Source organism: Burkholderia sp. BKH01 (assembly GCF_025685725.1).
Lineage (GTDB): Bacteria > Pseudomonadota > Gammaproteobacteria > Burkholderiales > Burkholderiaceae > Burkholderia > Burkholderia pyrrocinia_C.
Map to the genome: position 1 here is coordinate 41,912 of NZ_JAOTQT010000005.1, position 26,490 is coordinate 68,401.

28 protein-coding genes are annotated in these 26,490 nt (G+C 67.2%); 12 read left to right on the forward strand and 16 right to left on the reverse strand.

What is annotated here, in order from left to right:
- Nucleotides 1-107 precede the first annotated feature (107 nt).
- The 3 genes from OEJ37_RS10080 to OEJ37_RS10090 all read left to right on the forward strand — a co-directional run bounded on the left by OEJ37_RS10080 (nucleotide 108) and on the right by OEJ37_RS10090 (nucleotide 2,547).
- Nucleotides 108-560, forward strand: coding sequence for a type II toxin-antitoxin system RatA family toxin (locus tag OEJ37_RS10080; RefSeq protein ID WP_174419358.1), 453 nt, complete (start codon nucleotides 108-110; stop codon nucleotides 558-560).
- A 198-nt stretch (nucleotides 561-758) separates the two neighbouring features.
- Entirely contained in the window at nucleotides 759-1,646 is an 888-nt protein-coding gene (locus OEJ37_RS10085; RefSeq protein ID WP_263344181.1) for a DUF4261 domain-containing protein, read from the forward strand.
- Between the two features lie 112 nt (nucleotides 1,647-1,758).
- Nucleotides 1,759-2,547 (forward strand): lysozyme inhibitor LprI family protein, encoded by a 789-nt coding sequence (locus OEJ37_RS10090; RefSeq protein ID WP_263344182.1) that lies wholly within the window; start codon nucleotides 1,759-1,761, stop codon nucleotides 2,545-2,547.
- On the opposite strand, the gene OEJ37_RS10095 is transcribed toward OEJ37_RS10090, so the two are convergent.
- Genes OEJ37_RS10095 through OEJ37_RS10120 form a run of 6 tightly spaced genes read right to left on the reverse strand, consistent with a single transcriptional unit; the run spans nucleotide 2,544 to nucleotide 6,475 of the window.
- Nucleotides 2,544-2,960 carry a hypothetical protein gene (locus OEJ37_RS10095; protein WP_263344183.1) on the reverse strand — a complete coding sequence of 139 codons (417 nt, stop codon included), beginning with the start codon at nucleotides 2,958-2,960 and terminating at the stop codon, nucleotides 2,544-2,546. The genes OEJ37_RS10090 and OEJ37_RS10095 overlap by 4 nt on opposite strands.
- Nucleotides 2,957-3,340 carry an adenosylmethionine decarboxylase gene (gene speD, locus OEJ37_RS10100; RefSeq protein ID WP_263344184.1) on the reverse strand — a complete coding sequence of 128 codons (384 nt, stop codon included), beginning with the start codon at nucleotides 3,338-3,340 and terminating at the stop codon, nucleotides 2,957-2,959. Before speD ends, OEJ37_RS10095 begins: the two co-directional genes overlap by 4 nt.
- A complete protein-coding gene (locus tag OEJ37_RS10105) occupies nucleotides 3,337-3,486 on the reverse strand; it encodes a hypothetical protein (RefSeq protein ID WP_155630549.1) in 150 nt (49 codons plus the stop codon). Before OEJ37_RS10105 ends, speD begins: the two co-directional genes overlap by 4 nt.
- Nucleotides 3,483-4,994 carry a DUF4178 domain-containing protein gene (locus tag OEJ37_RS10110; RefSeq protein ID WP_263344185.1) on the reverse strand — a complete coding sequence of 504 codons (1,512 nt, stop codon included), beginning with the start codon at nucleotides 4,992-4,994 and terminating at the stop codon, nucleotides 3,483-3,485. Before OEJ37_RS10110 ends, OEJ37_RS10105 begins: the two co-directional genes overlap by 4 nt.
- A gap of 9 nt (nucleotides 4,995-5,003) precedes the next feature.
- Entirely contained in the window at nucleotides 5,004-6,062 is a 1,059-nt protein-coding gene (locus OEJ37_RS10115) for an SPFH domain-containing protein (protein ID WP_175918377.1), read from the reverse strand.
- Nucleotides 6,063-6,088: 26 nt separating this feature from the next.
- Nucleotides 6,089-6,475, reverse strand: coding sequence for a DUF350 domain-containing protein (locus tag OEJ37_RS10120; RefSeq protein WP_174419351.1), 387 nt, complete (start codon nucleotides 6,473-6,475; stop codon nucleotides 6,089-6,091).
- A 136-nt stretch (nucleotides 6,476-6,611) separates the two neighbouring features.
- Here OEJ37_RS10120 and OEJ37_RS10125 point away from each other — a divergent pair, with 136 nt between their 5' ends.
- From OEJ37_RS10125 to OEJ37_RS10145, 5 genes are all read left to right on the forward strand, one after another.
- Entirely contained in the window at nucleotides 6,612-8,126 is a 1,515-nt protein-coding gene (locus tag OEJ37_RS10125; protein ID WP_175918378.1) for a polyamine aminopropyltransferase, read from the forward strand.
- On the forward strand, nucleotides 8,126-9,745 hold the full coding sequence (locus OEJ37_RS10130) for an NAD(P)-binding protein (RefSeq protein ID WP_263344186.1): 1,620 nt from the start codon (nucleotides 8,126-8,128) through the stop codon (nucleotides 9,743-9,745). Before OEJ37_RS10125 ends, OEJ37_RS10130 begins: the two co-directional genes overlap by 1 nt.
- Nucleotides 9,746-9,869: 124 nt before the next feature.
- Complete coding sequence (locus OEJ37_RS10135) at nucleotides 9,870-10,625, forward strand: N-acetylmuramoyl-L-alanine amidase (protein WP_174419348.1); 756 nt, start codon at nucleotides 9,870-9,872, stop codon at nucleotides 10,623-10,625.
- Nucleotides 10,626-10,675: 50 nt separating this feature from the next.
- On the forward strand, nucleotides 10,676-11,065 hold the full coding sequence (locus OEJ37_RS10140) for a lysozyme inhibitor LprI family protein (RefSeq protein WP_263344187.1): 390 nt from the start codon (nucleotides 10,676-10,678) through the stop codon (nucleotides 11,063-11,065).
- Between the two features lie 65 nt (nucleotides 11,066-11,130).
- Entirely contained in the window at nucleotides 11,131-11,658 is a 528-nt protein-coding gene (locus OEJ37_RS10145) for a GNAT family N-acetyltransferase (RefSeq protein ID WP_175918382.1), read from the forward strand.
- A gap of 25 nt (nucleotides 11,659-11,683) precedes the next feature.
- Here OEJ37_RS10145 and OEJ37_RS10150 read toward each other — a convergent pair whose 3' ends face one another.
- From OEJ37_RS10150 to OEJ37_RS10160, 3 genes are all read right to left on the reverse strand, one after another.
- Entirely contained in the window at nucleotides 11,684-13,030 is a 1,347-nt protein-coding gene (locus tag OEJ37_RS10150; protein WP_263344188.1) for a glutamine synthetase family protein, read from the reverse strand.
- A 152-nt stretch (nucleotides 13,031-13,182) separates the two neighbouring features.
- Nucleotides 13,183-13,740, reverse strand: a complete 558-nt coding sequence (locus tag OEJ37_RS10155; protein WP_105391158.1) for a helix-turn-helix domain-containing protein — start codon at nucleotides 13,738-13,740, stop codon at nucleotides 13,183-13,185.
- A gap of 17 nt (nucleotides 13,741-13,757) precedes the next feature.
- Nucleotides 13,758-15,047, reverse strand: coding sequence for an NAD(P)/FAD-dependent oxidoreductase (locus tag OEJ37_RS10160; RefSeq protein ID WP_263344189.1), 1,290 nt, complete (start codon nucleotides 15,045-15,047; stop codon nucleotides 13,758-13,760).
- 463 nt (nucleotides 15,048-15,510) lie between these two features.
- On the opposite strand from OEJ37_RS10160, the gene codB reads away from it, so the two are divergent.
- Genes codB through OEJ37_RS10175 form a run of 3 tightly spaced genes read left to right on the forward strand, consistent with a single transcriptional unit; the run spans nucleotide 15,511 to nucleotide 18,822 of the window.
- Complete coding sequence (gene codB, locus OEJ37_RS10165) at nucleotides 15,511-16,806, forward strand: cytosine permease (RefSeq protein WP_263344190.1); 1,296 nt, start codon at nucleotides 15,511-15,513, stop codon at nucleotides 16,804-16,806.
- A gap of 44 nt (nucleotides 16,807-16,850) precedes the next feature.
- Entirely contained in the window at nucleotides 16,851-18,104 is a 1,254-nt protein-coding gene (codA, locus tag OEJ37_RS10170) for a cytosine deaminase (protein WP_263344191.1), read from the forward strand.
- Between the two features lie 43 nt (nucleotides 18,105-18,147).
- Nucleotides 18,148-18,822 (forward strand): TetR/AcrR family transcriptional regulator, encoded by a 675-nt coding sequence (locus tag OEJ37_RS10175; protein WP_263344192.1) that lies wholly within the window; start codon nucleotides 18,148-18,150, stop codon nucleotides 18,820-18,822.
- A 165-nt stretch (nucleotides 18,823-18,987) separates the two neighbouring features.
- Here the strand turns inward: OEJ37_RS10175 and OEJ37_RS10180 are convergent, their stop codons facing one another.
- A complete protein-coding gene (locus OEJ37_RS10180) occupies nucleotides 18,988-19,473 on the reverse strand; it encodes a hypothetical protein (protein ID WP_411859252.1) in 486 nt (161 codons plus the stop codon).
- A gap of 244 nt (nucleotides 19,474-19,717) precedes the next feature.
- Here OEJ37_RS10180 and OEJ37_RS10185 point away from each other — a divergent pair, with 244 nt between their 5' ends.
- Nucleotides 19,718-20,455, forward strand: a complete 738-nt coding sequence (locus tag OEJ37_RS10185) for a sulfite exporter TauE/SafE family protein (RefSeq protein ID WP_174420847.1) — start codon at nucleotides 19,718-19,720, stop codon at nucleotides 20,453-20,455.
- 133 nt (nucleotides 20,456-20,588) lie between these two features.
- Here OEJ37_RS10185 and OEJ37_RS10190 read toward each other — a convergent pair whose 3' ends face one another.
- The 6 genes from OEJ37_RS10190 to OEJ37_RS10215 form a co-directional block, all read right to left on the reverse strand.
- On the reverse strand, nucleotides 20,589-21,167 hold the full coding sequence (locus OEJ37_RS10190; RefSeq protein WP_174420848.1) for an NnrU family protein: 579 nt from the start codon (nucleotides 21,165-21,167) through the stop codon (nucleotides 20,589-20,591).
- Nucleotides 21,168-21,358: 191 nt separating this feature from the next.
- Nucleotides 21,359-21,862, reverse strand: coding sequence for a TfoX/Sxy family protein (locus OEJ37_RS10195; RefSeq protein ID WP_174420849.1), 504 nt, complete (start codon nucleotides 21,860-21,862; stop codon nucleotides 21,359-21,361).
- Between the two features lie 16 nt (nucleotides 21,863-21,878).
- Nucleotides 21,879-22,988: a malate/lactate/ureidoglycolate dehydrogenase gene (locus OEJ37_RS10200; RefSeq protein ID WP_263344193.1), complete on the reverse strand. Its 1,110-nt coding sequence runs from the start codon at nucleotides 22,986-22,988 to the stop codon at nucleotides 21,879-21,881.
- 61 nt (nucleotides 22,989-23,049) lie between these two features.
- Nucleotides 23,050-24,504 (reverse strand): M20 family metallopeptidase, encoded by a 1,455-nt coding sequence (locus OEJ37_RS10205; protein ID WP_152856850.1) that lies wholly within the window; start codon nucleotides 24,502-24,504, stop codon nucleotides 23,050-23,052.
- A gap of 79 nt (nucleotides 24,505-24,583) precedes the next feature.
- Entirely contained in the window at nucleotides 24,584-25,654 is a 1,071-nt protein-coding gene (locus OEJ37_RS10210; protein ID WP_263344194.1) for an NAD(P)H-dependent flavin oxidoreductase, read from the reverse strand.
- Nucleotides 25,655-25,711: 57 nt separating this feature from the next.
- Nucleotides 25,712-26,443 carry a hypothetical protein gene (locus tag OEJ37_RS10215; protein WP_263344195.1) on the reverse strand — a complete coding sequence of 244 codons (732 nt, stop codon included), beginning with the start codon at nucleotides 26,441-26,443 and terminating at the stop codon, nucleotides 25,712-25,714.
- Nucleotides 26,444-26,490: the final 47 nt, after the last annotated feature.

Below are 26,490 nucleotides of genomic sequence, written 5' to 3' on the forward strand. Positions count from 1 at the left end.
AGTGCGTCAATCGAGCACACGCTCGACTTGACCAAGTCTGAAGAAATGCGCGGTATTGGCGGGGTACACTCGATTTCATCCCAATCAGCGCCATTGCGCCCGCCATCATGAGGATCTCAGTCAGCCGAACCGTCGGCGTCGATCGCAGACGCCTCTTCACGTGGTCGCAGGATTACGCGCGGCGGCTCGTGTGGGACAGCTTCCTCAGCGACGCCTATCTGCTCGACGAAACGACGGCCGACGTCGGCGTCGACGCGTTCTGCCGCAGCCAGTCGGGGGCGACGATGGTGTCGCGCTATATCTCGTACCGTCCGCCGCAGGTCGCCGCGGTCGAAATGGTCGAAGGGCCGAAGGTGCTCGAACGCTTCAGCGGCAGCTGGAACTTCACCGAACACACGCCGGGTTCGACCGAAGTGAAGTTCACGTACAACTTCCGCGCTCAGCCGTCCTGGCTGCGCTGGCTGCTCGAACCGCTGATCGGCGCGTTCTATCTCGTGCAGACGCGTCGGCGTCTCGATTCGTTCAAGCGCTGGGCCGAAGCGGAAGCGCTGCCGCGCTGATACGCACCGCGGCGCGGTCCGGCGTGTCCGCGCCGTCTTCCTCCTGATGCGTTCGAACGCGCCATGGCCGCGTCGCCGGGCATTTGCCAGATTCGCCGAACCCGGAGAAACTACGGGCGGCCGTCACCCTGACGGCGAACCCTGACCGAGAGAACAGGGCACTCCTCCCTGAAACGGCATCGACACAAACACAATCCAATGAGCCTGATATCCCGATTCTTTGGCCGCAAGGAAGAACCCGAAAACCCCGCCGCGCTGGTCGCGGCATCCGACATCGAGCATCCGCTGAGCGTGACTGTCGTCTTCGACGGGCCGCTGCAGGTCGATATCGCGTCGCTGACGGCCGCGCTGCGTGCATACCATCCGAGCATGAAGCAGGCGCGCGTCGAAACCGAGCCCACGCTGGAGCAGGTATTCGGGCTCGCCGGCTGGGACAACCACGTCGTCCGGCTGGTCGGCTTCGATGCGCCCTATCCGTCCGAAGCGCTGGAAGCATGCGTCGCGCCCGCCCACTACGGGCAGGACCTGAAACAGCGGGTGCGCGCGAGCCGCAGCCACGTGATCCTCTACTACGCCGGACATGAAGCGGACCCGCTCGACCAGTATGTCGCGCTGGTGGCCGTCGCCGGCGCGCTCGCCGAACAGAACGGCCTCGCGGTGCTGAACGAACACGCGCACACGTCGCTGCCGGCAGTCGTCTTCGATGCAAAGGAACTCGGCGCAGAGAGCCTCGAAGTGCTGCGCGAGATTCCGTTGAACCTGTTCTTCTGCGGCTTCGTGAAATACGAGGTCGAAGGCGTCGATGGCGTGTGGATGCGCACCTATGGCGCCGACGTGTTCGGCCTGCCCGATTTTGCGGCGCTCGCGGAAGGCCATCACGAAGGCGAACGCTATTCGGGCATCTTCAACAACGTGATGCACTACCTGCTGGAAAGCGGTGCGCGCATGCATGCGGGCGAGACGATGCAGGTCGGTTCGGAAACGTTCATGAAGCTGCGGGAACCGCTCGAACACGAGTATTACCTGCAGGGGCCGGCGCAGGTGCTGGTGGCCGAACTGATCTCGGCGGACCAAATCAATCGCTGATTGCGACGCGATCGTGCGGCGCGCGGGCTCGAAGCTTCTCGAATCGCGCGCGCCGCGGCACTACGTGACGGCTGCGTAGCAGCCACTGCTCCAACCCGATGAGGAGACGTCCGTGTTCGGCATTCGCTTTTGTCTCACCCTGGCCGCCATCGGCCTCTCGCTGTCGGCCCACGCCGACAGCATCGACTGCACGCGTGCAAAGACACGCACCGATCGCCTGATTTGCGGCGACAAGGCACTCGTATCGGCCGACAACACACTGTCGAGCGCCTACTACGAAGCGATCGGCATCGCCGCCGACCAGCAGGCCGTGATCCGCTCGCAACGCGAGTGGCTCGCACAGCGCGACGCGTGCGCCGATGCCGCCTGCATCGCCACCGCCTACCGCGACCGCACCGCGGCGCTGAAGCAGGTCAAGCACGCGGGCTGGAAAACCTATCGCGACCCGGCGCTCGGCATCTCGTTCGAGTACCTCGCGAACCGGCAGGTCAAGAAGCCGTGCCCGGAAATCGGTGGCGATCGCTGCGTCGCGATCGTCGGCCGCAACATGACCTACAGCACCTATTTCATCGCGTTCGAGATCGTCGACGGCGCGCTGGAGCCGGTCGCGGAGAAGGAAGCGGGTTTCGTGCAGCAGGACGACGGCAAGTGGATGACGACATACGGCCGCGGCACCGCGCAGGAAGTCGAACGTTTCTCCGGCACCGGCTGGCGCGGCATGCGAGCGACGATCACGTGCGGCATCAGCGATCCGGAAACCGGCTTCCACGCGGCCGGCGGCGAATGCTACTGGGCCGTGCTGAGCAACGGCAAGCGCGCGGCCGTCGCGAATACGCAGGGCATCGTCGGCACCGACGACGCGACGCTGCACAGCGTGTCGACGTTCCGGTTCGAACGCTAGCGTGCTCCGCCCCGGCCCATCGAGAACGTTTCCGCACCCGATTCGCGGCGCAACGTGACTTCCATACCGTTCAGCCATCCTGACGATTTCAGGATCGGGCGCGCCACTGCGTACAAGCGATCGGCGCTGGTGCCATACAGGTACAGATAACCGTCGTTGCCGTCGCGGTGCAGTTCGGTCTCGCCAAGTTCGCCCGCCCCTGCCTGCCTCGCCGCGCGATCCAGCCGGCGTTCGAGTGCATGAAGCCGCGCCCGGTCCTTCTCGTAGTAGTCGAAGTGGACCATCACGACGGGCCCGGGCGGCTTCGACGGCAACTCCGCGGCAACGTTGCCGGTGAAGAACGCAACGCCGAGCAATGCGGTGATTCCCGTTCTTTTACGCATGTCGGTAACAGGTGAGCGATGCTCGCTCATGTCAATGCAGCACCGCGCGCCACCTGCTGCCGGACCTGCGCCTGCGTGCCGAGCGCGGCGGCAATCGCATCGACCGCATCGGCCGCACGCGCCGCGCCGCACATGAATGCGTCGACGGCCGCGAAGCGATGCTCGGGCCACGTATGGATCGTGATGTGCGATTCGGCAAGCAGCACGACACCCGTCACGCCATGCTCGCCGCCGAAATGATGGAAATGCGCGCCGATAACGCGCGCGCCTGCCCGTTGCGCCGCGTCGGTCATGATCGCTTCGAGCCGTGCGGCGTCGCGCAGCAGCGCCGCATCGATACCGGCCAGGTCGGCCAGCACGTGCGAGCCGAGCGTCGCACGCGGCGGCGCGATCCCGTCGCGCGCGGTCATTTGTGCGACCCGTACGACGAGTAGCCGCTGCGCGCCGACGAGCTGCCCCAGCCGCCGCCGCCCGAACCGCTGCCGCCGATCGATGCGCAACTGAACAGCGTGACGACGATCAGGCCGTAGATGCCGTAGAGGATGTACCGGATCACGAGTTGCTCCCGTCCGATGCGAAGCCCTTCCACAGCCATTCAGGCAGCCACAGCACCAGCAGGCCGACCAGCACGTAGACGGTACGGCCGCTGAACGAGAACAGCGTGCCCATGTTGAAGATCACGAGCAGCGCGCTGAACACCCACGGCAGCGGCGCGAAACTGTGCGGGCTTTTGCCGCCGAACAGGCCCGTCGACGCGGTGGCGCCCGCTGCGGCCGCGGCCGTTGCGAGCGCCGGCGTGCCGAAGCGTTCGGCGAGGGCGCTGCCCGACAGCGGCCGCGCGCGCGACCACACGATCTCCGCGGCGCTGCGCTCGCGCGTCAGCTTGTCCTTCTGCCAGCCGTAGTCGATGATCGACGTGCGATCGCCCACCTGCACGCGCCAGTTGAACGCACCGACCACGTAGACGACTTCCGATTCGTATTCCTCACGCAGCCGGTACGTCTTGCCGCCGTCGAGCACGTCGGATTCGCTGCCGATCGTCGGCCAATGGTCGAGCACCTGCACGCGCTCCCAGCGCCCTTCGCTTTGCACGAGCCACAGGAAGCCGCGCTTCGGATTCAGCAGCAGGTATTCGTCCCACGTCTCTTCGTCGCCCGGCACGCGGCATCGCATCATGCCGATCACCGTGTACTTCACGCCGTCGAACGTGCCGATCGCGCCGAGCTCCAGCGCGCCCTTCACCGATTCGAGCTTGCGCTGCGCCGCGAACACGGTCTGCTGCTCGACCGTGCACTGCACGCCCGCGTGACAACTGCCGCACACGACGTAGTCGGCCACGTTCGGCGCATACGACAACGGTGCACCGCAGCTCGGGCACGCGAACGGCACCATCTCCGCGCCGCGCTTCTCGCGCGTATCGGTCTCGATATCGCGCAGCCCCGTGAACGCGAGCGCATCGAATTCCAGCGCCTCGCCCGAATAGACGGCCGGGCTCCCGCCGTTCGAATCGGCGTCGGAATAGTCGTAGGTCGCGAACGCGTTGCCGGTCCGCAGGTCGACGACGCGCGCCTCCCAGCCGGCATCGACGCGGAACGGCAGTTCGCCGTCGCCGCCCGTGCAGTGCGCGGTGCGCACGTCGGACACGAGATACGCGCGGCCGCCGTGGTCGATCCGCATGCCCGATTCGAGCGTGCCGAATGCGGGCCACGCGCCGCCGGACGCATCGTCGGGCTCGCGCACCGTGACCGCGTACTGGCCCGACGCGTCCGACAACCAGCCGAATGCGCCGTCGTCGAACACGACATACCACTCGCTCCACGCGCCGGCGTCGTAGGTCATCTGGATGCGCCCGAGCACCGTGAACGTGCGCTTGCCGTAGCGGCCGGCCGTGCCGATCTGGATCGGCGACGCATCGTCGAGCACCGTGGCCAGCTCGCCGATGCGTTCGACGTCGGTGCCGCGCTTGAGCAGCGTGCTGCGGCAGAACGCGCAGACGGCCATCACCGCCGCCGCCGAGCGAAACTCGACCGGCGCGCCGCACTGGGGGCACGAAGTGCTGAACATGCGCGACGCTTACCGCGTGAGCTTCGCGAGGATCTCGGCCTTCGCGCGCGAATATTCGTCTTCGGTCACGAGGCCCTTGTCGAACAGCGCCTTCAACTGTTCGAGCCGCTGCACGTAATCGGTGCCGTCGGCCGGCGCGGCCGGCTGAGCCGCGGCCACCGGCGCTGCGGGCGCTGGTGCTGCGGGTGCTGCAGCCGGCGCCGGTTGCGCGGCGCCCGCGATCTGGCCGGCCATCGCCTGCCCGATCGCCGCGCCCGCGGCGAGCCCCGCGCCGATACCGGCGATGCCGCCCGGGTTCTGCGCGGCCAGCGGAATCGCCTGCGCGGTCTGGTATTGCGTGGCGCGCGCAAGATCGCCGGCCATCCCCGCGCCGATCCGCAGGTCGAGCGCCTTCTGCAGCTCGGCCGGCAGCGACACGCTCTCGACCGCGAACGCGTCGAGCGCGAGACCGTAGCGCGTAAACACCGGCACCAGCGCGTCGGCGATGCGCTGCGACAGCAGCGACTGGTTCGCGGCCATGTCGACGAACGGCACGTCGGCCGAGCCGAACGTCGTGCTCATCGCGGTCACGACCAGGTTGCGCAGTTGCTGTTCGAGATCGTCGACCGTGTACTGCGCGCGCGTGCCGCTGACCTCGCGGTGGAACGCAGCCGCGTCGACGATCCGGTACGAGTAGATGCCGAATGCGCGCACCTGCACGAAACCGAATTCGCGGTCGCGGATCGTCACCGGCTGCGCGGTGCCCCAGCGCCGGCCGAGCTGCAGCCGCGTGCTGAAGAAATAGACGTCCGACTTGAAAGGCGACTGAAAGAATTTGTCCCAGTTCTTCAGGTACGTGAGCACCGGCAGCGTGTTCGTTTCCAGCGTATACAGCCCCGGCTGGAACACGTCGGCGATCTTGCCTTCGTTCACGAAAATCGCGACCTGCGTTTCGCGCACGGTCAGCTTGCCGCCGTACTGGATTTCCTGGTCTTCCATCGGATAGCGCCATGCCAGCACGCCGTCGGTGTCTTCCGTCCATTGCAGGACGTCGATGAACTGCTTGCGGATGAATGAACCCAGACTCATGTCGGTCTCCTCGGACGCGTGGCGCGTCAGGTCAGGCAGGCGGCATTGATGATGCCGACGACGAGCGATGCGGTGCCCATCAGGCCGCCCATCGCGACATTGCGATCCTCGATTGCATGATTCATGCCGGGTATCAGGCGCGTCAGCGCCGCATAGGTGATCAGTTGCACGACCATCGCGCCGACGGCCCAGATCACGACTTCGCCGAGCGTCGAGTTGTGCGCGATGCTGGACGCGAGCGTCAGGCAGAAACCGATCAGCGCGCCGCCGAACGACAGCGTCGCGGCCGCGTTGCCGTCGCGGATCAGCGCCAGTTCGTCGAACGGGGTGACCTTCAGGTACACTGCCGCGAACACGAGAAGCAGCACGAACGCCGACAGCAAATGAACCGCATAGAGATAGGCACTATTCATTCTTTCCCTCGGATTTTGTGCTCGGTTCACCGCCCCGTCGCCGGCCGGCCCACGCGGGGCCGGCAGACGGATGGCCGCCCCACGAAAATCCGCGCCAGTATATCCACATTGACGACCGCTGCACAACGGACATCCCATGCTGCATAAGCGTGCGCTCGTCCTGTCGATCCTCGTGCTCGCGTCGTGCGGGCTCGGCTACGAACTGATCAGCAGCGCGCTGTCGAGCTACCTGCTCGGCGATTCGATCCTGCAGTTCTCGTCGGTGATCGGCTGCTACCTGTTCGCGATGGGGATCGGCTCGTGGCTCGCGAAGTTCGTCGAGGACGACGACGTGCTCGACCGCTTCGTCGACATCGAGCTGCTCGTCGGCCTGCTCGGCGGCGTGTCGGCCGCACTGCTGTTCGCGGTGTTCGCATGGCTCGCCGCGCCGTTCCGCGCGGCGCTCTACGCGCTGGTGCTTGCGCTCGGCATGCTGATCGGGATGGAGATCCCGCTCGTTATGCGCGCGTTCCAGCAGCGGCGCCAGGCGTTCCGCCATACCGTCAGCGAAGTGCTGACCTTCGACTATCTCGGCTCGCTCGCCGTGTCGCTGATCTTCCCGCTCGTGCTCGCGCCGCGTCTCGGCCTGCTGCGCACGAGCTTCCTGTTCGGGATCCTGAACGCATTCGTCGCACTGTGGACGACCCACCTGTTCCGCGACGAGATCCGCAACGTGCGCGGCAAGCTGATGCGCGCGGCGCTCGTGATCGGGCTGCTCGTCGCCGGCTTCGCGCTGTCGGACCGCATCACGCACTGGGCCGAACACGGCGTGTACGGCGACGAGACGATCTATTCGGAAACGACGCCGTACCAGCGCATCGTGCTCACGCAGTGGCACGACGACATGCGGCTGTACCTGAACGGCAACCTGCAGTTCTCGTCGCGCGACGAGCACCGTTATCACGAGGCGCTGATCCATCCGACGATCGACGCGCTGCCGTGGGCGAAACGCGTGCTCGTGCTCGGCGGCGGCGACGGCCTCGCGGTGCGCGAACTGCTCAAGCACCGCAACCTCGAGCAGATCACGCTCGTCGATCTCGATCCCGCGATGACGAAGCTGTTCTCGACGTCCGCGCCGCTCGTCAAGCTGAACCAGGGCTCGCTGAAGAATCCGCGCGTGCACGTGATCAACGACGACGCGGTGCGCTGGCTCGAATCGAACGCCGACGTGTACGACGCGATCGTCGTCGACTTTCCCGATCCGACCAACTTCGGGCTCGGCCGCCTGTATTCGGTGCCGGTGTTCCGGCTGCTCGCGCGCCACCTGTCGGAGAACGGCTACGCGGTGATCCAGTCGACGTCGCCGTATTTCGCGCCGCACGCGTACTGGACCATCATCGCGACGCTGCACGAAGCCGGGCTCAATACCTGGCCGTACCACTGCTACGTGCCGTCGTTCGGCGACTGGGGTTTCGTGATCGCCGGCAAGCGCCGCGACTTCACGGTGCCGACGCACTACTCGGTGCCGACGCGCTGGCTCGACGCGCAGACGGCCGCCGAGATGTTCCACTTCCCGGCCGACATGCCGGCGCTGTCGATGTCGCCGAACGAACTCAACGACCAGCCGCTCGTGCGCCGCTTCGACGACGACTGGAAGCACGTGCTGCGCTGATGGACCGCCGCACGTTCCTCGTCGCGTCGGCGGCCGCGTCGCTCGCCGCATGCGGCCGCACCGGCTGGATCGAGACAACGCCGCGCATCGGCTACCCCGGCATGCGCGAAGGCCATGCGCTGCGCGACCATGGCGCGCTGCCGCCGCCGTCCGGCACGATCGAAACCGACGTCGCGATCCTCGGCGCGGGCGCGGCGGGGCTGTCGTGCGCATGGCAGCTCGCACGAGCGGGCCACAAGCGCTTCGCGGTGCTCGCGGGCCCCGAATTCGGCGGCAATGCGGCCGGCGGCCGCTTCGGCGATCTCGGTTATCCGAAAGGCGCGCACTACCTGCCACTGCCGTCGCTCGAATCCGCGCATCTGCGCGACATGCTCGCCGATCTCGGCGTGATCGAATCCGCACCGCTCTCCGCGCGCCCCGTGTACGACGAGCGCGCGCTCGTGCACGCGCCCGACGAACGGCTCTTCATCGCCGGGCAGTGGCAGGACGGCATCGTGCCGACGGCCGGCCTCGGCGCCGACGAACTCGCGCAGCAGGCACGCTTCTTCGCATACACGGACGGGCTGCGCGCCGCACGCGGCGCAGACGGCCGCAAGGTGTTCTGCATCCCGATCGCCGAATCGTCGCGCGACCCACGCTGGCGCGCGCTCGATCGGCGCTCGTTCCGCCAGTGGCTGCTCGACGAGGGCTACACCGCGAAGGCGCTGCACTGGTACCTGAACTACTGCTGCCGCGACGACTACGGCGCAGGATACGAGCACGTGTCCGCATGGGCGGGGCTGCACTATTTCTCGTCGCGCGGCGGCCACGCAGGCGACGCGAGCGACGGCGCGGTGCTGACCTGGCCCGACGGGCTGCACACGATGGTGACAAAGCTGGCCGATTCGATCACCGCGCGCACCGGCTCGAATGCATGGTCGCGGGACGGCTTCGCGGTGCGCGCGACCGAACGCGCGGGCGGCGTCGACGTGCTGTGCGCGCGCATCGGCGACGACGGCGCGCTGTCGACGTTCACGCTGAAGGCGCGGCGCGTCGTGTGCGCGATGCCGCTGTTCGTCGCGGCGCGCGTGTTTCCGCAGCTTTCCGCGTACGGCTTCGAGCCCGCGCGCGACCTGCCGCCGCGCGCGCCGTGGCTCGTGTCCAACTTCCTGCTCGACGGCATGCCGGCCGAAGAAGCGGGCGTGCCGCTCGCGTGGGACAACGTCGTCTACGACGGCGCAGGGCTCGGTTATGTCGTGTCCACCCACCAGTTGATCCGGATGTCGCCGCCGACGCGCTCGGTGTTCTCCGCGTATCAGGCGCTGAGCACGCAAGCGCCGGACGATACGCGCCGCTGGCTCGCGCAGGCGAAGCCCGACGCGTTGCGCGAACAGGCGGCGATCGACCTGCAGGCTGTCTACGGGCGCGAGCTGTGGAAACACGCGACGGCACTCGAGATCACCGTGCGCGGCCATGCGATGGCGACGCCCGACGTCGGCTTCCTGAGCCGGCCGGGGCTGCTCGCGCTGCGCGATGCCGACGGCCCCGTCGTGTTCGCGCATGCGGACCTGTCCGGGCTGTCGCTGTTCGAGGAAGCGTCGTACTGGGGCATGCTCGCCGCCCGGCGCGTGCTCACCTGACGGCCGCCATTCGTCATTGCGGCGCCGCCGCCAGCCGCTATAATCGCGCGACATTCCGACTGCATTGAGCAGGCCGACGGTGCCGCGCCGTGCGACGCGCCGTATGCCCTCCTCGACAACAACAATGACGAACCGAACCATCCGACGCCTTCGCCCGTCCGTGCGTGCCGCCGCGCGTGTGCTCGCGTGCGCCCCGCTGCTCGGCGCGCCGCTGGCGCTGCATGCGGCAGACGCCGCAGGCACCGAGCCCGCATCCGCGCGCTACGTCGTCGTCGACACCGGCCATACGCCGGCTCACCCTGGTTCCACCGGCGCGAGCGGCCGTGTCGAATACCTGTACAACCTCGATCTGTCCGCCGCAGTTGCGGAAAGGCTCGCCGCGCACGGCGACCGCGTGCGGCGCACCTCGGCCGACGGCCGCGAGATCGCGCTCGACCAGCGTTCGACGCAGGCGCCCGACGCAAACCTGTTCGTGTCGATCCATCACGACTCGATGCAGCAGCAATTCATCGACGCGGGCCGGCAGCGCGAATTCCGCGGCTTCTCGGTGTTCGTGTCGGAGCGCAATCCGCACTACGCGGAAAGCCTGCGTTGCGCGAAGGCGATCGCCGAGCGGCTGGTCGCGGCCGGCGAACGGCCGTCGCTGTATCACGCGCAGCCGATCCGCGGCGAGAATCGCCCGCTGATCGACCCGCAACTCGGCATCCACCGCTTCGACGATCTCGTCGTGTTGCGCACCGCGCCGATTCCGGCCGTGCTCGTCGAGGCCGGCGTGATCGTCAATCCCGACGAAGAAGCGCGGCTCGCGCAACGCGGGACGATCCAGCGCCTGTCCGCCGCGATCGCGGGCGGGATCGACGCATGCACGGCGCCGAAGTGACGGCATTGCCCATCGGGCTCAACGGTTTTCACCCAGTCAGGAGCATCAAAATGAAAATGAAGAATCTGTTCGCATCCTGCGCGCTGCTCGCGCTTGCCATTCCGTTCTCCGCGCACGCGGCCGGCTGCGCGAAGCCGCACAGCGCGTTCGACCAGGTGTACTGCAGCAGCACGCAGTTCTCGCAGACCGATCGCGAACTCAACGACGAATACGGCCGCCTGCGCAAGCAACTGAGCGGCGATCAGCAGGCGACGCTGAAGGCCGGCCAGCTCGCGTGGCTGAAGCAGCGCGACGCGCAGTGCAGCGAAACCCGCAACAACGGCTACCTCGTGGATCTCCAGTGCGCGACCGACATGACGGCGTCGCGGCTTTCGTTCCTGCGCGAACGCGAGCGTGAATGCACAAGCACGGGGTGCGTGGCCTCGAAGCTCGGCGAGTAAGCGCTTTGAAGATGCCGTGCCGCGACGCGCTTCGCGGCACGGCACGGCAATCAGGCGGAGCACGCATGACACCGAATACGACAACGATCGACATCCGCGCTGCCACGTCCGCCGATGCCGCAGCCATCGCCGACATCCACGTCGCGTCGTGGCAGGCAACCTACACGGACATCATGCCGGCCCCATTCCTCGCCGGCTTGTCGGTCGAAAAACGCACGACCTTCTGGCAATGTGCGCTCGACGCCGGCCGCCCGCGCGTCGCGCTCGCATTCACGGGCAACGGCGCCGCGGGCTGGATCGCCTATGGTCCGACGCGCGACACCGACAAGGATCGCGCATGGGGAGAAATCGAAGCGATCTATCTGCATCCGTCGTATTGCGGGCAAGGAATCGGCGCGGCGCTGGTCGACCATGCGTGCCGATCGCTGCACGACGCGGGCCATGCATGGGTATCGCTCTGGGTACTCGTCGAAAACCGTCGTGCACGCGCATTCTACGAACGCGAAGGCTTCGTCGCCGAACACGACATCAAAACCTTCGAGATCGACGGTACGCCGATCGAGGAAGTGCGCTATTGGCGCGCACTTCCCTAATTTGCTTCTTCGACGCGCGCGGCAATCACAAGAACCACCGATACTCCCGCGCGCTGACTTCATTACGGAAATCCAGCTCCTCCTGCCGCTTGTTTTCGCAATACACCATGACGAACTCGCTGCCGAGCCCTTCACGCACGGCCGGATGATCCTGCATCGCCGCGACGGCCGACAGCATCTCCTTCGGAAAATCGATCCCGCTACCGCGATCCTCATTGAGCGGTGCGATCGGTTCGATCCGTGCATCGAGCCCGTGCTCCATCCCGGCGAGAATCGCCGCGAGCACCAGGTACGGATTCGCATCCGCGCTCGCGAGCCGGTGTTCGATCCGCAGGTTGCGCGCATCCGACTCGGGAATCCGGATGCACGCATCGCGATCCTCGAAACCCCAGCTTGCGCGGCTCGCCGCGTTCACCATCGACCCATAGCGCCGGAACGCGTTGTGATTCGGCGCAAAAACGGGCATGCAATGCGGCAGCAGCGCGAGGCATCCGGCCACCGCGTGCCGCAGCGGGCGCTGCCCGTCCGCCGCGAGCAGGTTGCGCCCCGCGTCGTCGTACAGGCTCACGTGCACGTGCATCCCGCTGCCCGGTGCATGCAGGTAGGGTTTGCCCATGAAGCTCGCGCGATAGCCGTGCTGCAACGCGACGCCGCGCGTGCTGCGGCAGAACAGGGCCGACCAGTCGGCCGCGCGCAGCCCGTCGTCGGTATGGCCGAAATTGATCTCGAACTGGCCGGGCCCGAGCTCGGCGGTGATCACCGTCGCATCGACGCCCTGTTCGCACGCGGCCTCGACCATCTCGTGGAGCACGTCGGAGAAGCGCGACAGGCGCTCGATATGCATGTTCGGCTGATCGTCGCGGTCGTCGCTCAGGCGATCGCGCGGGTACTGCGGCATCCCTTCCGCGAGCTGCGCGGCGAACAGGTAGAACTCGAGCTCGAACGCGACGACCGGCCGGATGCCGCGCGCCGCGAAGCGTCGCAGCACGCGCGCGAGCACCTCGCGCGGCTCGAACTCGATCGGCGCATCGGTGCCGTCGGAGCTGATCAGCATCTGCGCGAGCGGCTGCCGCTCCCAGCGCACGGGCTTCAGCGTGCCGGGGATCAGGCGGCGCGGCGCGTCGGGGTCGCCGTCGTTGAAGCAGTAGTCGCCGATCTTGTAGAGGCCGCCTTGCGTGCCGAGCAGCACGCAGTTCTGCGGCAGCTTCAGCAGCGAGCCCGACGCGACCTTCTCGAGCGCATCGATCGGGTAGCGCTTGCCGTAGAAGTGCCCGGGCAGGTCGAGGCAGATCAGGTCGACATAACGAATCTCGGGGTGCGCCTGCCGGAATGCGCGGACTTCACCGACCAGCGCGGGAACGACGTCATCCATGTCTCATCCTTTCCATGTCTTGTATGGCGGTGCCGCAGCGCGGCGAACCGGATTCATGCGACACACATGGCAACGCATGCCGCATTTAAATCAGTACTGCAAACATGCTGCGAGGCGCGGTGGCCTGCAACACCGCCCGCCTCGCCGACAACTCAGGTGAACACCCAGATCACGCGCGTCGGCGCGTCGGTCAGGTTGGCATAACGGAACCGCTTGTGCGCGGGAAGCTGGAACGCATCGTTCGGGCCGAGCGTGACGGGCGTTTCGTCGCCGTCGATCCAGATCGTCAGTTCTCCTTCGAGCACGAAACCGCCCTGCTCGTCGCTGTCGTCGACGGGCCGCTCGCCGCTGCTCGCGCCCGGCGCGAGATGGCTTTCGAGGATCGAGAAGCGCGAGCGCATGTTCGGCGACACGAGGATGTCGGTAATGCCGGCCGCGTAATACACGGTGCGCCGCTCGTCGGGCCGCGTGACCCACGGCACGCTGCGCGGCTTGCTCAGGCTGTAGAAATACGTGGTCGGCACGCCGAGCGCCTCGCCGATCGCGGTCAGATCCGCGACCGTCGGGCGCGACAGCCCGCGCTCGACCTGCGACAGAAAGCCGACCGAGCGGCCGATCCGCTCGGCGAGGTCGTTCAGCGTGACCTTGCGATGCTTGCGCAGGTCGCGGATCAGGATCGCCAGACTTTCTATCTCTTCCTGTTCGTTCATGATGGGTTCCGATACGGTCAGACGGTGTCGCGCAAACGGTACCAGGCCTTGCCGAGCGCTTCCAGCGGCGCGGCGAGCCGGTCGCCGCCGGGGAAGTGCGGGTTGCGGATGCGCCGATATTGCGCGAGCAGGCGCTCGTCGCCGAGCACGGCGTCGGCGACCGCGCGCGCACCGGCGAGCGTCGGCAGCACGCCGTGCCCCGAGAAGCCCTGCAGCCAGAAACGCTGCCCGTGGCGGCCGATGTCCGGCGTACGGCGCATGCTGATGTCGATATGGCCGCCCCACGCGTAATCGAGCGGCACGCCGGCCAGTTGAGGGAACACACGTTCCAGGTGCGGGCGCGTCGCCGCCGCGATATCGGCCGGGATGCCGCCGAGATACGTGCAGCCGCCGCCGAACAGCAGCCGGTTGTCGGGGCTCAGGCGGAAGTAGTCGGGCACGAACTGGTTGTCGATCACGCAACTGTTCTGCGGCAGCAGCGAACGCGCGACGTCGGGCGCGAGCGGCGCGGTCGCGACCTGGTAGGTGCCGACCGGCAGCAGTCGGCGCGCCAGATCGCGATCGAGCCGGTCGACGTATGCATTACAGGCAAGCACGAGCACGTCCGCGCGCACTTCGCCGCGCACCGTGCGGGCGATGTGGCCGCCGGCCGTCTCGCGACAGTCGAGCACGCGGCTCTGCTCGAAGATGCGGCCGCCCGCGCGCTCGATCGCCTGCGCGAGGCCGAGCGCGAGTTTCAGCGGATTCAGGTGGCCGGCTTCCGGATCGTGGAGCGCCGCGAGATAGCGTGTGCCGCCGATCCATTCGGGCATCTCGTCACGCCCGATCACGCGCAGCCGGTCGTAGCCCCAGCGCTCGGCCGCCTCGTCGCGGGCCTGCGCGAGCATCGCGACACGACGCGGCCGCACTGCGGCCCACAGGCTGCCGGGCCGGTAGTCGATGTCGAAACCGTGCCGCTCCGGCAGTTCGCGCACCTCGGCGGCAGCCCAGCGCATGCTGTCCCATAGCAGGCGCGCGCCGTCGCGGCCGAGCGAATCCTCGAGCGGCTGCATGTCGCACGACCAGCCGAGCAGCGCCTGCCCGCCGTTGCGGCCCGACGCGGCCCACGCGACGCGACTCGCCTCCAGCACGACGACGCGCTTGCCGGCGAGCGCGAGGCGCAACGCCGTATGCAGCCCGCTGAATCCCGCGCCGACAACCAGCACGTCGGCGTCGATGCGCTCGTCCAGTTCCGGACGACGCGGGATCGGCACCGGGTAGGTGCCGGCGTAGTAGCTTGCGACGTGACGGTCGGACTGCACGAACATGCGGACTCCCGTGAAATTCTCATCGAGAAATTTCATGAAAAATTAGCACGACAATTTCACAGAGGCAAGCGCACGCGGGAAGCGGTATATCGACGGGCTGGCGGGAAATCTGTCGAGATTCCTCGATCCGCTACCAGCTGCGAACCAGACAAGACATCAGCCGCTTCTGCCCGCTCGTTCCCGGCCGCCGACAATTCCTCGTCGTTTCGGGATGGACGTGTTTCCGCCGTTTTCGCCAGTCCGGACCCCGATGAACCGTATCGATCGATCGGCTGACACACGTGACGCCTCGCGCGTGAACTGCACGGGTGCGGTGATTTTCCCTGTCATCCGACCGGCCCAAATTTTTACCCTTGTCAAAATTTTGGACAGAGAGAATAACGAGCCGAACCAGCACGTCATCCATCCAGGCACGGCCCCGCAAACCCTTTCAGACCCAATCATTCGCTGACCGGGAGACAAGATGCCCACGAACCAGGATTCACGCCCGACGGACGGATCGGATCACGGAGAATTCTCGCTAAGCGAAGTCCCGCTCGAGAAACGCACCGGGTTCCTGTCCATCACGATGGTGTTGTTGAGTTTCACGTTCTTCACGGGAACGATGTTTGCCGGCGGCAAGATCGGTGTCGCCTTCGACGTCGTCAGCATGATCCAGATCGCCGTGATCGGAAACCTGTTGCTCGCCGCCTATGCGGCGTCGCTGGCGCTGATTGCCGCCCGCAGCGGCCTGAATGCCGTGCTGATGGGGCGATTCTGCTTTGGGGAAATCGGCAGCAAGCTGTCCGATTTCCTGCTCGGCTTCGCCGAACTCGGCTGGTACGCATGGGGAACCGCAACGGTGGCCATCGTATTGGTCAAGCTGCTGGGGTGGCCGGCTTCCGTCACCACGCCGCTGATGATCGTCTTCGGCTTCGGATTTTCGATCACGGCCATCATCGGATATCGCGGCATGGATGTGCTGTCGCGCGTCTCCGTGCCGTTGATGTTCGTGCTCCTGATGACGTCGATTTGGATCGCCACCCGCGATATCGGCGGCTGGGCCGGCCTCACGCACGTCGTGCCGTCTCATCCGATGCAGTTCTCGGCTGCCGTGACCATGGTCATCGGCACCTTTGCCAGCGGCGCCACCCAGGCAACCAACTGGACGCGCCTCGCACGCAGCGCGCGCAGCGCCGTATCGGCAAGCATGATCGGGTTCTTCGCGGGCAACGGCCTGATGATCGTCGCGGGCGCATACTGCGCAATCGTCTATCAGCAATCCGACATCGTCGAGGTGATGATGCTGCAGGGCCTGTCGATCGCAGCGGTCGTGATGCTGTGCCTCAATCTCTGGACCATCCAGGGGCCGACGATGTACAACGTGGCGGCCGCCGGATGCCATCTGCTGCGCACCGAGCGGCGCCGCACGCTCGTCCTCGTGGGCGCGGCGATCGGCATCGTGCTCGCGGTCGGCGGGATGTACGAGTTGCTGATTCCGTTCCTGGTGCTGCTCGGCTCGATCATTCCGCCCGTCGGCGGCGTGATCATGGCGGACTACTGGTACCGCCATCGCGGAAAATACCCGTCACTTGCCACCGCCCGCCTGCCGCGCTTCAATCCGGTCGGCCTGGCCGCGTATGCGATCGGCGCCATACTCGCCTATACGTCGCCGTGGATCGCGCCGATCGTCGGCATCGCGGCGTCTGCCGCCGCCTACATCGTTCTGCTGCAGCTTGCCCGCGCCTTCTCGCGCGAACCGTCCGTCCAGGGTGAATGATTCCGCTGCGCCCCCTTCCGTTCCATCGAACAAAAGGAATCCTCATGAAAATCGTCAACGCCAGATTGCGCGGCCATAGCGGCCTCTTCACGATAGACATCGATGCGGACACGATTCGCGACATCGCGCCCCAGACGTCGCCGCTGGCGCTTCAAGGAAACGCCGTCATCGATGCAGGCGGCAATCTCGTCATCCCGCCGCTGGTCGAACCGCATATCCATCTGGATGCAACGCTGACCGCGGGCGACCCCGAGTGGAACATGAGCGGCACGCTGTTCGAAGGCATCGAGCGGTGGGGCCAGCGCAAGGCCACCATTACGCATGACGATACGAAAGCCCGCGCCCACACCACGATCGGGATGTTGCGCGACAACGGCATCCAGCACGTGCGCACGCATGTGGACGTCACCGATCACACGCTTGCGGCATTGAAGGCGATGCTCGAGGTCAGGGACGAGGCGCGCGATCTCATCGACCTGCAGATCGTCGCCTTCCCTCAGGAAGGCATCGAGTCGTTCGAGAACGGACGTGAGCTGATGGAGCGCGCGATCGACATGGGCGCCGACGTCGTCGGCGGCATTCCGCATTTCGAGAACACTCGCGACCAGGGCGTGAGCTCCATCAGGTTCCTGATGGAGCTCGCGGAACGAAAGGGCTGCCTCGTCGATGTCCATTGCGACGAAACCGACGATCCGCATTCGCGCTTCCTGGAGGTGCTCGCCGAGGAAGCGCGGGTTCGCGGGATGGGCGCGCGCGTCACCGCCAGCCACACGACTGCCATGGGTTCCTACGACAACGCTTATTGCTCGAAGCTGTTCCGCTTGCTGAAGCGGTCGGGAATCCATTTTGTTTCGTGTCCGACCGAAAGCATCCACCTGCAGGGGCGTTTCGACACCTACCCGAAACGACGCGGCATTACGCGGGTGGCGGAACTCGATCGCGCCGGCATCAACGTGTGCTTCGGACAGGATTCGATCAAGGATCCGTGGTATCCCGTCGGCAACGGAAACATTCTGCGCATCCTCGACGTCGGCCTGCACGTGTGTCACATGCTCGGTTATGACGACCTGCAGCGCTGCCTCGACTTCGTCACGGAGCACAGCGCACATGCGATGTCGCTGGGCGATCGCTACGGCATCGCCGTCGGGCGGCCGGCCAATCTGCTGATCCTCGACGCGGATTGCGACTATGAAGTGATCCGCAAACAGGCAAAGGTGCAGTTGTCGCTTCGCGCCGGGAAGGTCATCATGCAGCGCACGCCTGAACGCATCACCTATCCTGAAGCGGGCACGCATTGAGCGGGCGCCGACGCTGGTCCGACATGCTTGTGGAAGAAAAACGATGAACCCGTCCGGGCCGACCGCAGGAACGCCCGCCCGGCCCCACGGCCGGCGAGAAGCGCTGCGCGACACGCTCGAGGCGGCCATTCTCGCCGCTGCCGAAGAATCGTTTTCCACGTACGGATTCGAGGGGAGTTCCGTGGCGACGATCGCGGCGGCCGCCGGCCTGTCGAAGCAGAACCTGATGTACTACTTCCCGACGAAGCTGGCGCTCTACAAACGCGTGCTGGACGACGTATTGCGCGACTGGCTCGGCAGGATGCGGGAGTTTGCGGCGCCCGATCGCGAGCCCGCGGAAGCGATGTCGGCCTATATCCGGGCCAAACTGGAATTCTCCAGAAATCGCCCGCATGGATCGCGGGTTTTTGCGCGGGAGATCATCGGCGGAGCGAAGACCTACGGAAAGGAAATCCGCAAGCAACTGATTCCGGTGTTGCGCGACGACATCCGCGTGCTCGAACGCTGGATCGAGGCAGGCAAGGTCAGGCAGGTCGATGCGGAGCACCTGTTCTTCCTGATCTGGGCAGCCACGCAGGCGTATGCGGATTTCGCTCCCCAGATGCTGCTGGTGCTCGGCAAGCGCACGCTGGGAAGCGACGATTTCGACGCGGCTTACCGCACCATCTCGAGCATGGTGCTCAAGGCGCTGATAACCGAAGACGGAACGGCGGAATGACTGCTTGACCGCCTCGGTCGCCTCGGTCGCCATTCATGCACGGCGATCACGGAGGCATGCGCGGCTACCCGGCAAGATCGGCACTCGCCGGGGAACTGCGGGACGACATCGCGACGATGTGCGCTTCGCCGCCCGCTCCACTGCGGCTCGATGGGGCCCCGCCGATCAGTCGTCGTGCTTGTAGCGCTTCTTGTTCTTGTGCTTGTTGCCGCGGTAGTAATCGTTGGAACGCGAGTTGTTGCGCGACACGTGGCCGCCCAGCGCCGCACCCGCGCCGCCGCCCACGGCGGCGCCGACGAGGCTGCCGGCCGTGCCGCCCATCGCGTTGCCCGCGGCGGCACCCGCGCCACCGCCCAGTGCGCCACCGACGACGGCGCCCGTGCGTTCGCGTTTGTTCGACGTCACCGCACCGCCCGCGCCACCGCCCACGGCGCCGCCGATGATGGCACCCGTGCTCCCGCCGACTGCGTTGCCGACCGCCGCGCCTGCGACGCCACCCAGCGCGCCGCCCAGTGCGTTGTTCGTGTCGCTTGCCACGGCAGGCAGCGACGCCACCGCCGTCATACCGACCACCACTGCCATTCCGGCCAATTTCTTCAGCATCTGTCTGCCCTTTCCAATTTCTGAGATATCGACGGGCGAATTTAGCATCTTTCAAATAGGCCCATCGTGATAAAACATTAAATCGGGCGTTCTCCTGGCCGGAACAGCCGCCGAGCCGAATCCGGCCGGCACGTTCGACCGCGCCACGGCGCGACGGACGTTCCGCATCGGCTCCCCGGATGATCCCGGCGTTCCGCCTTCCCGCGCCCGCGATCCTGCATTACCATCGTGCGTCCGCCGCGCCTGCCCGCTTCCGGCAAGCGAGCCCAGCCACCTCCCCGTTCCCGCACCGATGCTCACCCTCGTCATCCTCGCCGGCCTCTGGGCCGGCCTGCAGAACACCCTCGCGGGCGGTGGCTCGTTCATCACGCTGCCCGCGCTGATCGTGTCGGGCATGTCGCCGCTCGCGGCAAACATCACGTCGACGGTCGCGCTGTTTCCCGCGCAGGTCACGACGGGCTGGGCGAGCCGAAGCATGGTGCGCGGCGCCGGCAAGCTGTCGTTTCGCGCACTGTTCGCGATCAGCGTGGTCGGCGGCGCGCTCGGCGGGCTGCTGTTGCTGAAGACGCCTTCGTCGATCTTCTCGCGCCTCGTGCCGTGGCTCGTGCTGTTCGCGACGATCGTGTTCGCGTGGGGCAGCTTTTTCCGCAAGCCGAGCGAAGGCGCCGCGCACCTCGGCACGATTCCGGCCGCGATCTCGCAGTTCATGATCGCGATCTACGGCGGTTACTTCGGCGGCGGGCTCGGCTTCCTGATGATGGCCACGCTGACGATGGCCGGCCTGTCGCCGCGTCACGCGATGTCGACGAAGAACGCGCTCGCGGGCGTGATGAACGCATCGGCCGTCGTGCTGTTCCTGACGTCGCCGCATCTGCACTGGGGCGCGGCACTCGCGCTCGGCGGCGGCGCGATCGTCGGCGGGCTGCTCGGCACATGGGCGCTGCATCGCGTGAACGAACGCGTGCTGCGGATCGGGATCGTCTGCATCGGCGCGTTGCTCACCGTCGGGTTGTTCGTCAAGCCGATCTGACGCACGCACACCGTTGCCGCCGCTGCGGCAGTCATTCCGATTCACCGCCTGCTGCCAGGCACAAAGCGATGCCGCTCGGCGCGCTCCTCCACGATTTCCTGCCGTGACTGCCGGTCCGGGCCGGCGTGCGCGTTCAGCCGAACGGCCGCACGCCGATCAGCGGGCCGTGCAGGAACAGCGCGAACACGGCCCACACGACGAGCCCGGCCGCGATCGCCACCGCGTCGCCCGGCAGCCCGCCGGCCGGATAACGAACGCCGTCGCGGCGATCGCGCGTACGCGACACGACGAAATCGACGAGCGACCACACGAGGAACGCGCCGAACAGCACAACCGCGTGCACCGTGCCGTTCATCAGCAGGTGCGCGACCGCCCAGACCATCACGCCGGCCAGCATCGGATGCCCGACGAGCGTCTTGATCCGGTTGCGCGGCACATACGATGCGGCGATCAGCACGAACGCGAAGGCGGTCAGCATGCCGGTGAGGTGGCGCACGCCGACGGGCGACACCCACAGTAGCGTCGCACTCTCGCGCGCGATCCCGTAGCCGCGGACGATCAGCACGAAGCCGACGATCGACGCGATCGCATAACCGGCCTTCCAGCCTTTCTCGCCGATTCGCGCGATCATCGCGGAGCGCCAGCCGTCGGCGACGATCCGGATCGAGTGCACACCGAGGAAGATCGCTAAACCGAGAATCAGGACGAGCATCGGCTGTCTCCGTCTGGAATGATGAGTGGGGAAGCGTCGCGCACGGCATACGATGCGCCGTTCGCGGAGCCGGCGGCGAGGCCGGCGCGGGTCGCACCGGGCACGGGCGCGATCCGCGCCGATCATAAACGCCGGGGCCGCCGTTGTGAAGCATGCAGAAATCGCGAAGCCGGTGCTTCACGCGATCGACACTAGGATTTCTTACGTGTCGGTGACGATTTCGAAGCCGGTTTGGGTGCCGTCTCCGGTGACGGCGTTGCAGTCCGTTGCGATGCCGGCTTCGATTTCCGCGCCGTCGTCGGTTTCGGCGCGGATTTCGATACCGTCTTCGGCGCCGCCCTCGCCTTGCGCTTCGGCGGCCCCGCCAGCAGCGCCGCGCGATACGCACCGCGACACCAGTCGAACAGCGCGCCCGCATCCTCCAGCACGTCGGCCGGCGTCTCGTAGTAGCCCTCGAGCGCGATGGTGCGCGTGCGTCCCGAATACGAGAACGGCCCCATCCCCGCCGCGACGAATACCGGACGGTTCACGTCGTCGACGCGCAGGAACAGCGACCCGCGCGCCAGGAAGCCGAACATCACGCCGTCGAGCCGCAGCGCCGCGCCGCTGAAAAACCGCGTGACTTCGATATGGCCGAGGCTCGCGATCTGGTACGCGATCTCCTCGCCGTGCGCCTTGTCCGCCTGCCAGCTCATCGGCCGCCCTTGTCCATCAAGCGGCGCCGATACAGCGCTGCGTCCATGCATCGAGCGCCGCATCGTCGAAACCGACTGCCGCCGCGCTGTCGCGAATCTGCCGCCACGTCGCGCGGTCGACCGGAATGCCGCCGGCGCCGCGCGCGGCGCGGCTCGCTTCCTCCGGCTCGCCGGGCACCTGCACCGGCACATCGCCCGTCTGCGGCGACGCCTTCGCCCATGCGACGAACGCATCGGCTTCGCGCTCGGCATCGGCCGCGTCGAACGCTTTCGGATCGATCAGCACCGACAGCATCCCATTCACGATCGCACTCGTCTTCTGCAGCGTGTCGCCGTACGTCGTATGCCCGCCGACGAGCGCGCCGCCGAAGATCTCGCACATCGCCGCCAACGCATATCCCTTGTGCAGCCCGAACGGCAGCAGCGCACCGAACGGCTGCTCGTGCATCACGGCCGGATCGTCGGTCGGCTGGCCGCGATGGTCGATCAGCGACCCGGCCGGCACGCGCTTGCCCTGGTTATGCGCGACGCGCGTCTTGCCGTATGCGATCGCGCTCGTCGCGAAATCGAGCAGCAGCGGCGGCCGGCCCGCACGCGGATACGCGGCGCAAAACGGATTCGTGCCGAAGCGCGGATCGGTGCCGTGCAGCGGCGCGACCAGCAAGTCGCCCGGCACGTTGACGAAATGGAACGACACGAGCCCCGAGCGCGCGCACTGCTCGGCCCAGTGCCCGATGCGGCCGAGGTGATGCACGTCGCGCAGCCCGATCGCGCAGATGCCCATGCGCCGCGCGCGCTCGATCCCCTCGACCATCGCCTCGAACGCGATCACCTGGCCGAAACCGCGCCCGCCGTCGATCGTCAGCACCGCGCCGCCGTCGCGGACGATCGACGCGTGCCCGTTCAGCTGCAACTGCCCTTCCCGCCACGACGCGACGTAGTTCGGGATCATCCCGATCCCGTGCGAATCGTGGCCCGCAAGATTCGCGCCGACCAGGTGATCGGCGACGAGCCGCGCTTCGCGCTCGCCGCTGCCGGCCCGTTCCCAGAGTGCCGCGACGAATGCGTGCAGCGGTTCGGCGCGCATGCGCAGCGGTTCGGTGTCGGGCGTCGGCAGTGCGGTCATCGGCAGGGTTCCGTCAGGTCGGATCGGGTTGGGCAATTGGGACATCGAACGGCCGCGACGATCAGCGCGCGGTCGCGATCACGTCGGCGACCGCCGCGGTCAGCTTCTTCGCGTACGGCACGTGCAGGAACTCGTTCGGCCCGTGCGCGTTCGACTTCGGCCCGAGCACGCCGCACACCATGAACTGCGCGGACGGGAAGCCTTCCTGCAGCACATTCATCAGCGGGATCGTGCCGCCGAGGCCCATGTACGCACAGTCCGCGCCGAAATGGCGGCGCGACGCGGCGTCGAGCGACGACGCGAGCCACGGCGCGAGATCCGGCGCGCTCCAGCCCGTCGCGGCGCCCGCGTCCGGCTTGAATGTGACCTTCGCGTTGTACGGCGGATCGAGTTCGAGCAGTTCCTTCAGCTGCTGCACGGCCTGTGCGGCGTCGACGAGCGGCGGCAGGCGCAGCGACAGCTTGAACGCGGTGCGCGGACGCAGCACGTTGCCCGCATCGGCGAGCGCCGGCATGCCGGCCGCGCCCGTCACCGACAGCGACGGACGCCACGTCGAATTCAGCAGCGCCTCGCGCGGATCGGTCGTGGTCGGAAGCACCGGCTTGCCGTCCGCGCCGCACGCCCACGGCAGCCCCTTCCATACAGCATCGCCGAGGATCGCGGCGGCCACGTCGGCTTCGCGCACGCGGCTCGACGGGATCTCGCAATGGAACACGCCCGGCAGCAGGTTGCCGTTCTTCGCGTCCTCGAGACGCTCGAACAACTGGCGCATCACGCGGAAGCTCGACGGCGCGATGCCGCCGTAGACGCCCGAGTGGATGCCTTCTTCCAGCACCTCGACCTGCAGGTCGCCGGACACGAGCCCGCGCAGCGACGTGGTGAGCCACATCTGGTCGTAATTGCCGGCGCCCGAATCGAGACACACGACGAGCGACACCTGGCCGAGCCGGTCGCGCAGCGCATCGACGTACGGCAACAGGTCGTAGCTGCCCGATTCCTCGCAAGTCTCGATCAGGCCGACGCAGCGCGGCCGTTCGATGCCCTGCTCGTCAAGCGCGCCGAGCGCCGCGAGGCTCGCGTAGATCGCATAACCGTCGTCCGCGCCGCCGCGGCCATACAGCTTGCCGTTCTCGAACTTCGGCGTCCACGGGCCGAGGTCCGCGCGCCAGCCGTCGAATTCGGGCTGCTTGTCGAGGTGGCCGTACAGCAGGATCGTGTCGGTGCTGCCCGAGCGCGTGGCGGGCGTCTCGAAGAAGATCACCGGCGTGCGGCCGGGCAGGCGCACGATCTCGAGCTTCAGGCCCTTCACGGGCTGGCGTTCGGCCCACTGCGCGGCATCGGTGACGACGCGCTCGAGATAACCGCGCTTCTCCCAGTCGGGATCGAACGCAGGGCTCTTCGCGGGGATCGCGATGTAGTCGGTCAGTGCGTGGAGGATTTCATCGTTCCACTTGCGCTCGATGAAGGTAACGAGCTTGTCATGGTCGAGGACGGGGGTAGTGTCGACGGAGGTCATGGTGGGGGGCCTGGATCGGGCTGACGAAAAACCAGATCATACGCCGTTGATCCACCGTCCGCGCCCCTTCCGCGCGCGTTCAGACAGCCTGCGGGAACGCGTCGCGCAGCCCTGCCGCGCACGCGAGCGCGTCGTCCCACAGGCGCCGCGTCAGTTCGCCGGCATCCTCTTCGCGCGCGAGCGCCGCGGCCTCGCCCGACCACAGCAGCGAGAAATCGTCGCGGCCCTGCCGCTCGAACGCACCGCGCAGCGGATCGACCGCGGCCGTCGCGAGCGGGAACGCGGGTGCGAGCGCGCTCATCGGCCCCTGCTCGCGCATGAAGCGCGTCAGCAGCCCGCGCGCGGGGCGGCCCGTGTACAGGTTGGTCACGCGCGTACCGTCGTCGCGCGCGGCACGTATCGCCGCGCGATGCTGCGCCGAGCGGCCGGCCTGCGGTGTCAGCAGGAAGCCGGTGCCGATCTGCACCGCACGCGCGCCGAGCGCGAACGCGGCCGCGATGCCCCGCCCGTCGGCGATCGCACCGGCCGCGATCACCGGTGCGCGCACCGCATCGACGATCTGCGGCAGCAACGCGAACAGGCCCGGTTGCGCGTGGATGTCGTCGGTCAGGAACATCCCGCGATGGCCGCCAGCCTCCGCGCCCTGCGCGACGATCGCGTCGACGCCGCGCGCATCGAGCCAGCGCGCTTCCTCGACGGTCGTTGCGGACGAAACGACCAGCGCCCCGGTGCGCCGCACGCGGTCGAGCAGCATGTCGTCCGGCAGCCCGAAATGGAAGCTCACGACGGCCGGCCGCAACTCCTCGACGACCGCGCACATCGCATCGTCGAACGGCGCGCGGCCTGGGCCGCTCTTCACGTCGGCCGGATCGAGCCCGGCTTCCGCGTAGTAGCCGGCGAGCGATGCGCGCCAGCGCGCGTCGACCTCCACGTCGGGCGCCGGTGCCGTATGGCAGAAGAAGTTCACGTTGAACGGCGCGGGCGTGCGCGCCCGGATCGCCGCGATCTCGTCGCGCAGTTGCTGCGGGCCGAGCGCCGCGCACGCGAGCGAACCGAGCCCGCCGGCTTCGCACACCGCGATCGCGAGCGGGCACAGCGAACCGACCATCGGGGCCTGGATCAGCGGCAAACGGGAAGGCAGCATCGTCATCGGCGTTCTTTTTCGGGATTTTCGGAATGAGGGGCCATCGCAGGTGTCGGCGGCCGCTCAGCCGGCCGGTTGCCCCGGCAACTGGCCGACCCACGCGGCAAGCTGCGCTTCGCCCTCTTCGTCGAGCTTGCCCGTGAGCGCACCGTACCATGGCGCGATCGCGTCGGCCGGCTGCGTGGCCTTCAGAATCTCCAGGCTCTTCTCCAGGAACGACGGAAAGAATGGAATGCCGCGCATGTACAGGAACGTCGAATCGGTGATGCGCACCTGGCCATACACCTCGCGCATCCACGCGATATGCGGCAGTGCCTCGTGAAGATGGCCGCTTTGCATCAGCGCGGAGATGAAGTTCACGCGCGCGGCGACGTCCGACTGCTCGCGCGTTTCATGATTGACCTGGGCGGCCTTTTGCATCCACGCTTCGCCGCGCTCCACCTCGCCGCACATCACCGACGTCGTCGCGAGCTGCACCGCGTTGTGCGCGCTCGGCTCCTTGTCGAACAGCGCCAGCCAGTACTGGAACGCCTCCGGGTAGCGATCCATCGCCGAATACGCGAGCGCGCAAAGCCGCGCCGCATCGGCGAGACGCTCGGCGTACGGCGCGGCACCCGCGATCGCGGCCTCGTGCCGGCCGGCCTGGTAGGCCGCCAGCGCAGGCGCGAGTTCGGGCGCGATGTCGGGGCCGTTTTGCTGTTCCGGCGCCTCCTGCTCGCCGGTCGAAGGCACCTGCACCGCCGTCGACGCCTCGTCGCGCGGTTTCTTTCCGAACAGCTTTCCCAGCAAGCCCATGATGGTTTTCCTTTTGGTTGTTTTCGTCGTCGCACACGAACGGCTTC

Excerpts from the sequence above, each read along its gene's own strand:
- OEJ37_RS10125 (WP_175918378.1), top strand. The coding sequence starts at position 6,612 with ATGCTGCATAAGCGTGCGCTCGTCCTGTCGATCCTCGTGCTCGCGTCG.
- OEJ37_RS10140 (WP_263344187.1), top strand. The coding sequence starts at position 10,676 with ATGAAAATGAAGAATCTGTTCGCATCCTGCGCGCTGCTCGCGCTTGCC.
- OEJ37_RS10215 (WP_263344195.1), bottom strand. The coding sequence starts at position 26,443 with ATGGGCTTGCTGGGAAAGCTGTTCGGAAAGAAACCGCGCGACGAGGCG.
- OEJ37_RS10180 (WP_411859252.1), bottom strand. The coding sequence starts at position 19,473 with ATGCTAAATTCGCCCGTCGATATCTCAGAAATTGGAAAGGGCAGACAG.
- OEJ37_RS10210 (WP_263344194.1), bottom strand. The coding sequence starts at position 25,654 with ATGACGATGCTGCCTTCCCGTTTGCCGCTGATCCAGGCCCCGATGGTC.
- OEJ37_RS10080 (WP_174419358.1), top strand. The coding sequence starts at position 108 with ATGAGGATCTCAGTCAGCCGAACCGTCGGCGTCGATCGCAGACGCCTC.
- OEJ37_RS10110 (WP_263344185.1), bottom strand. The coding sequence starts at position 4,994 with ATGTTCAGCACTTCGTGCCCCCAGTGCGGCGCGCCGGTCGAGTTTCGC.
- OEJ37_RS10160 (WP_263344189.1), bottom strand. The coding sequence starts at position 15,047 with ATGTTCGTGCAGTCCGACCGTCACGTCGCAAGCTACTACGCCGGCACC.
- OEJ37_RS10150 (WP_263344188.1), bottom strand. The coding sequence starts at position 13,030 with ATGGATGACGTCGTTCCCGCGCTGGTCGGTGAAGTCCGCGCATTCCGG.
- OEJ37_RS10095 (WP_263344183.1), bottom strand. The coding sequence starts at position 2,960 with ATGAGCGAGCATCGCTCACCTGTTACCGACATGCGTAAAAGAACGGGA.
- codA (WP_263344191.1), top strand. The coding sequence starts at position 16,851 with ATGAAAATCGTCAACGCCAGATTGCGCGGCCATAGCGGCCTCTTCACG.
- OEJ37_RS10135 (WP_174419348.1), top strand. The coding sequence starts at position 9,870 with ATGACGAACCGAACCATCCGACGCCTTCGCCCGTCCGTGCGTGCCGCC.
- OEJ37_RS10200 (WP_263344193.1), bottom strand. The coding sequence starts at position 22,988 with ATGACCGCACTGCCGACGCCCGACACCGAACCGCTGCGCATGCGCGCC.
- OEJ37_RS10155 (WP_105391158.1), bottom strand. The coding sequence starts at position 13,740 with ATGAACGAACAGGAAGAGATAGAAAGTCTGGCGATCCTGATCCGCGAC.
- OEJ37_RS10085 (WP_263344181.1), top strand. The coding sequence starts at position 759 with ATGAGCCTGATATCCCGATTCTTTGGCCGCAAGGAAGAACCCGAAAAC.
- OEJ37_RS10195 (WP_174420849.1), bottom strand. The coding sequence starts at position 21,862 with ATGAGCTGGCAGGCGGACAAGGCGCACGGCGAGGAGATCGCGTACCAG.
- speD (WP_263344184.1), bottom strand. The coding sequence starts at position 3,340 with ATGACCGCGCGCGACGGGATCGCGCCGCCGCGTGCGACGCTCGGCTCG.
- OEJ37_RS10130 (WP_263344186.1), top strand. The coding sequence starts at position 8,126 with ATGGACCGCCGCACGTTCCTCGTCGCGTCGGCGGCCGCGTCGCTCGCC.
- OEJ37_RS10185 (WP_174420847.1), top strand. The coding sequence starts at position 19,718 with ATGCTCACCCTCGTCATCCTCGCCGGCCTCTGGGCCGGCCTGCAGAAC.
- OEJ37_RS10190 (WP_174420848.1), bottom strand. The coding sequence starts at position 21,167 with ATGCTCGTCCTGATTCTCGGTTTAGCGATCTTCCTCGGTGTGCACTCG.
- OEJ37_RS10175 (WP_263344192.1), top strand. The coding sequence starts at position 18,148 with ATGAACCCGTCCGGGCCGACCGCAGGAACGCCCGCCCGGCCCCACGGC.
- OEJ37_RS10145 (WP_175918382.1), top strand. The coding sequence starts at position 11,131 with ATGACACCGAATACGACAACGATCGACATCCGCGCTGCCACGTCCGCC.
- OEJ37_RS10205 (WP_152856850.1), bottom strand. The coding sequence starts at position 24,504 with ATGACCTCCGTCGACACTACCCCCGTCCTCGACCATGACAAGCTCGTT.
- OEJ37_RS10115 (WP_175918377.1), bottom strand. The coding sequence starts at position 6,062 with ATGAGTCTGGGTTCATTCATCCGCAAGCAGTTCATCGACGTCCTGCAA.
- OEJ37_RS10120 (WP_174419351.1), bottom strand. The coding sequence starts at position 6,475 with ATGAATAGTGCCTATCTCTATGCGGTTCATTTGCTGTCGGCGTTCGTG.
- codB (WP_263344190.1), top strand. The coding sequence starts at position 15,511 with ATGCCCACGAACCAGGATTCACGCCCGACGGACGGATCGGATCACGGA.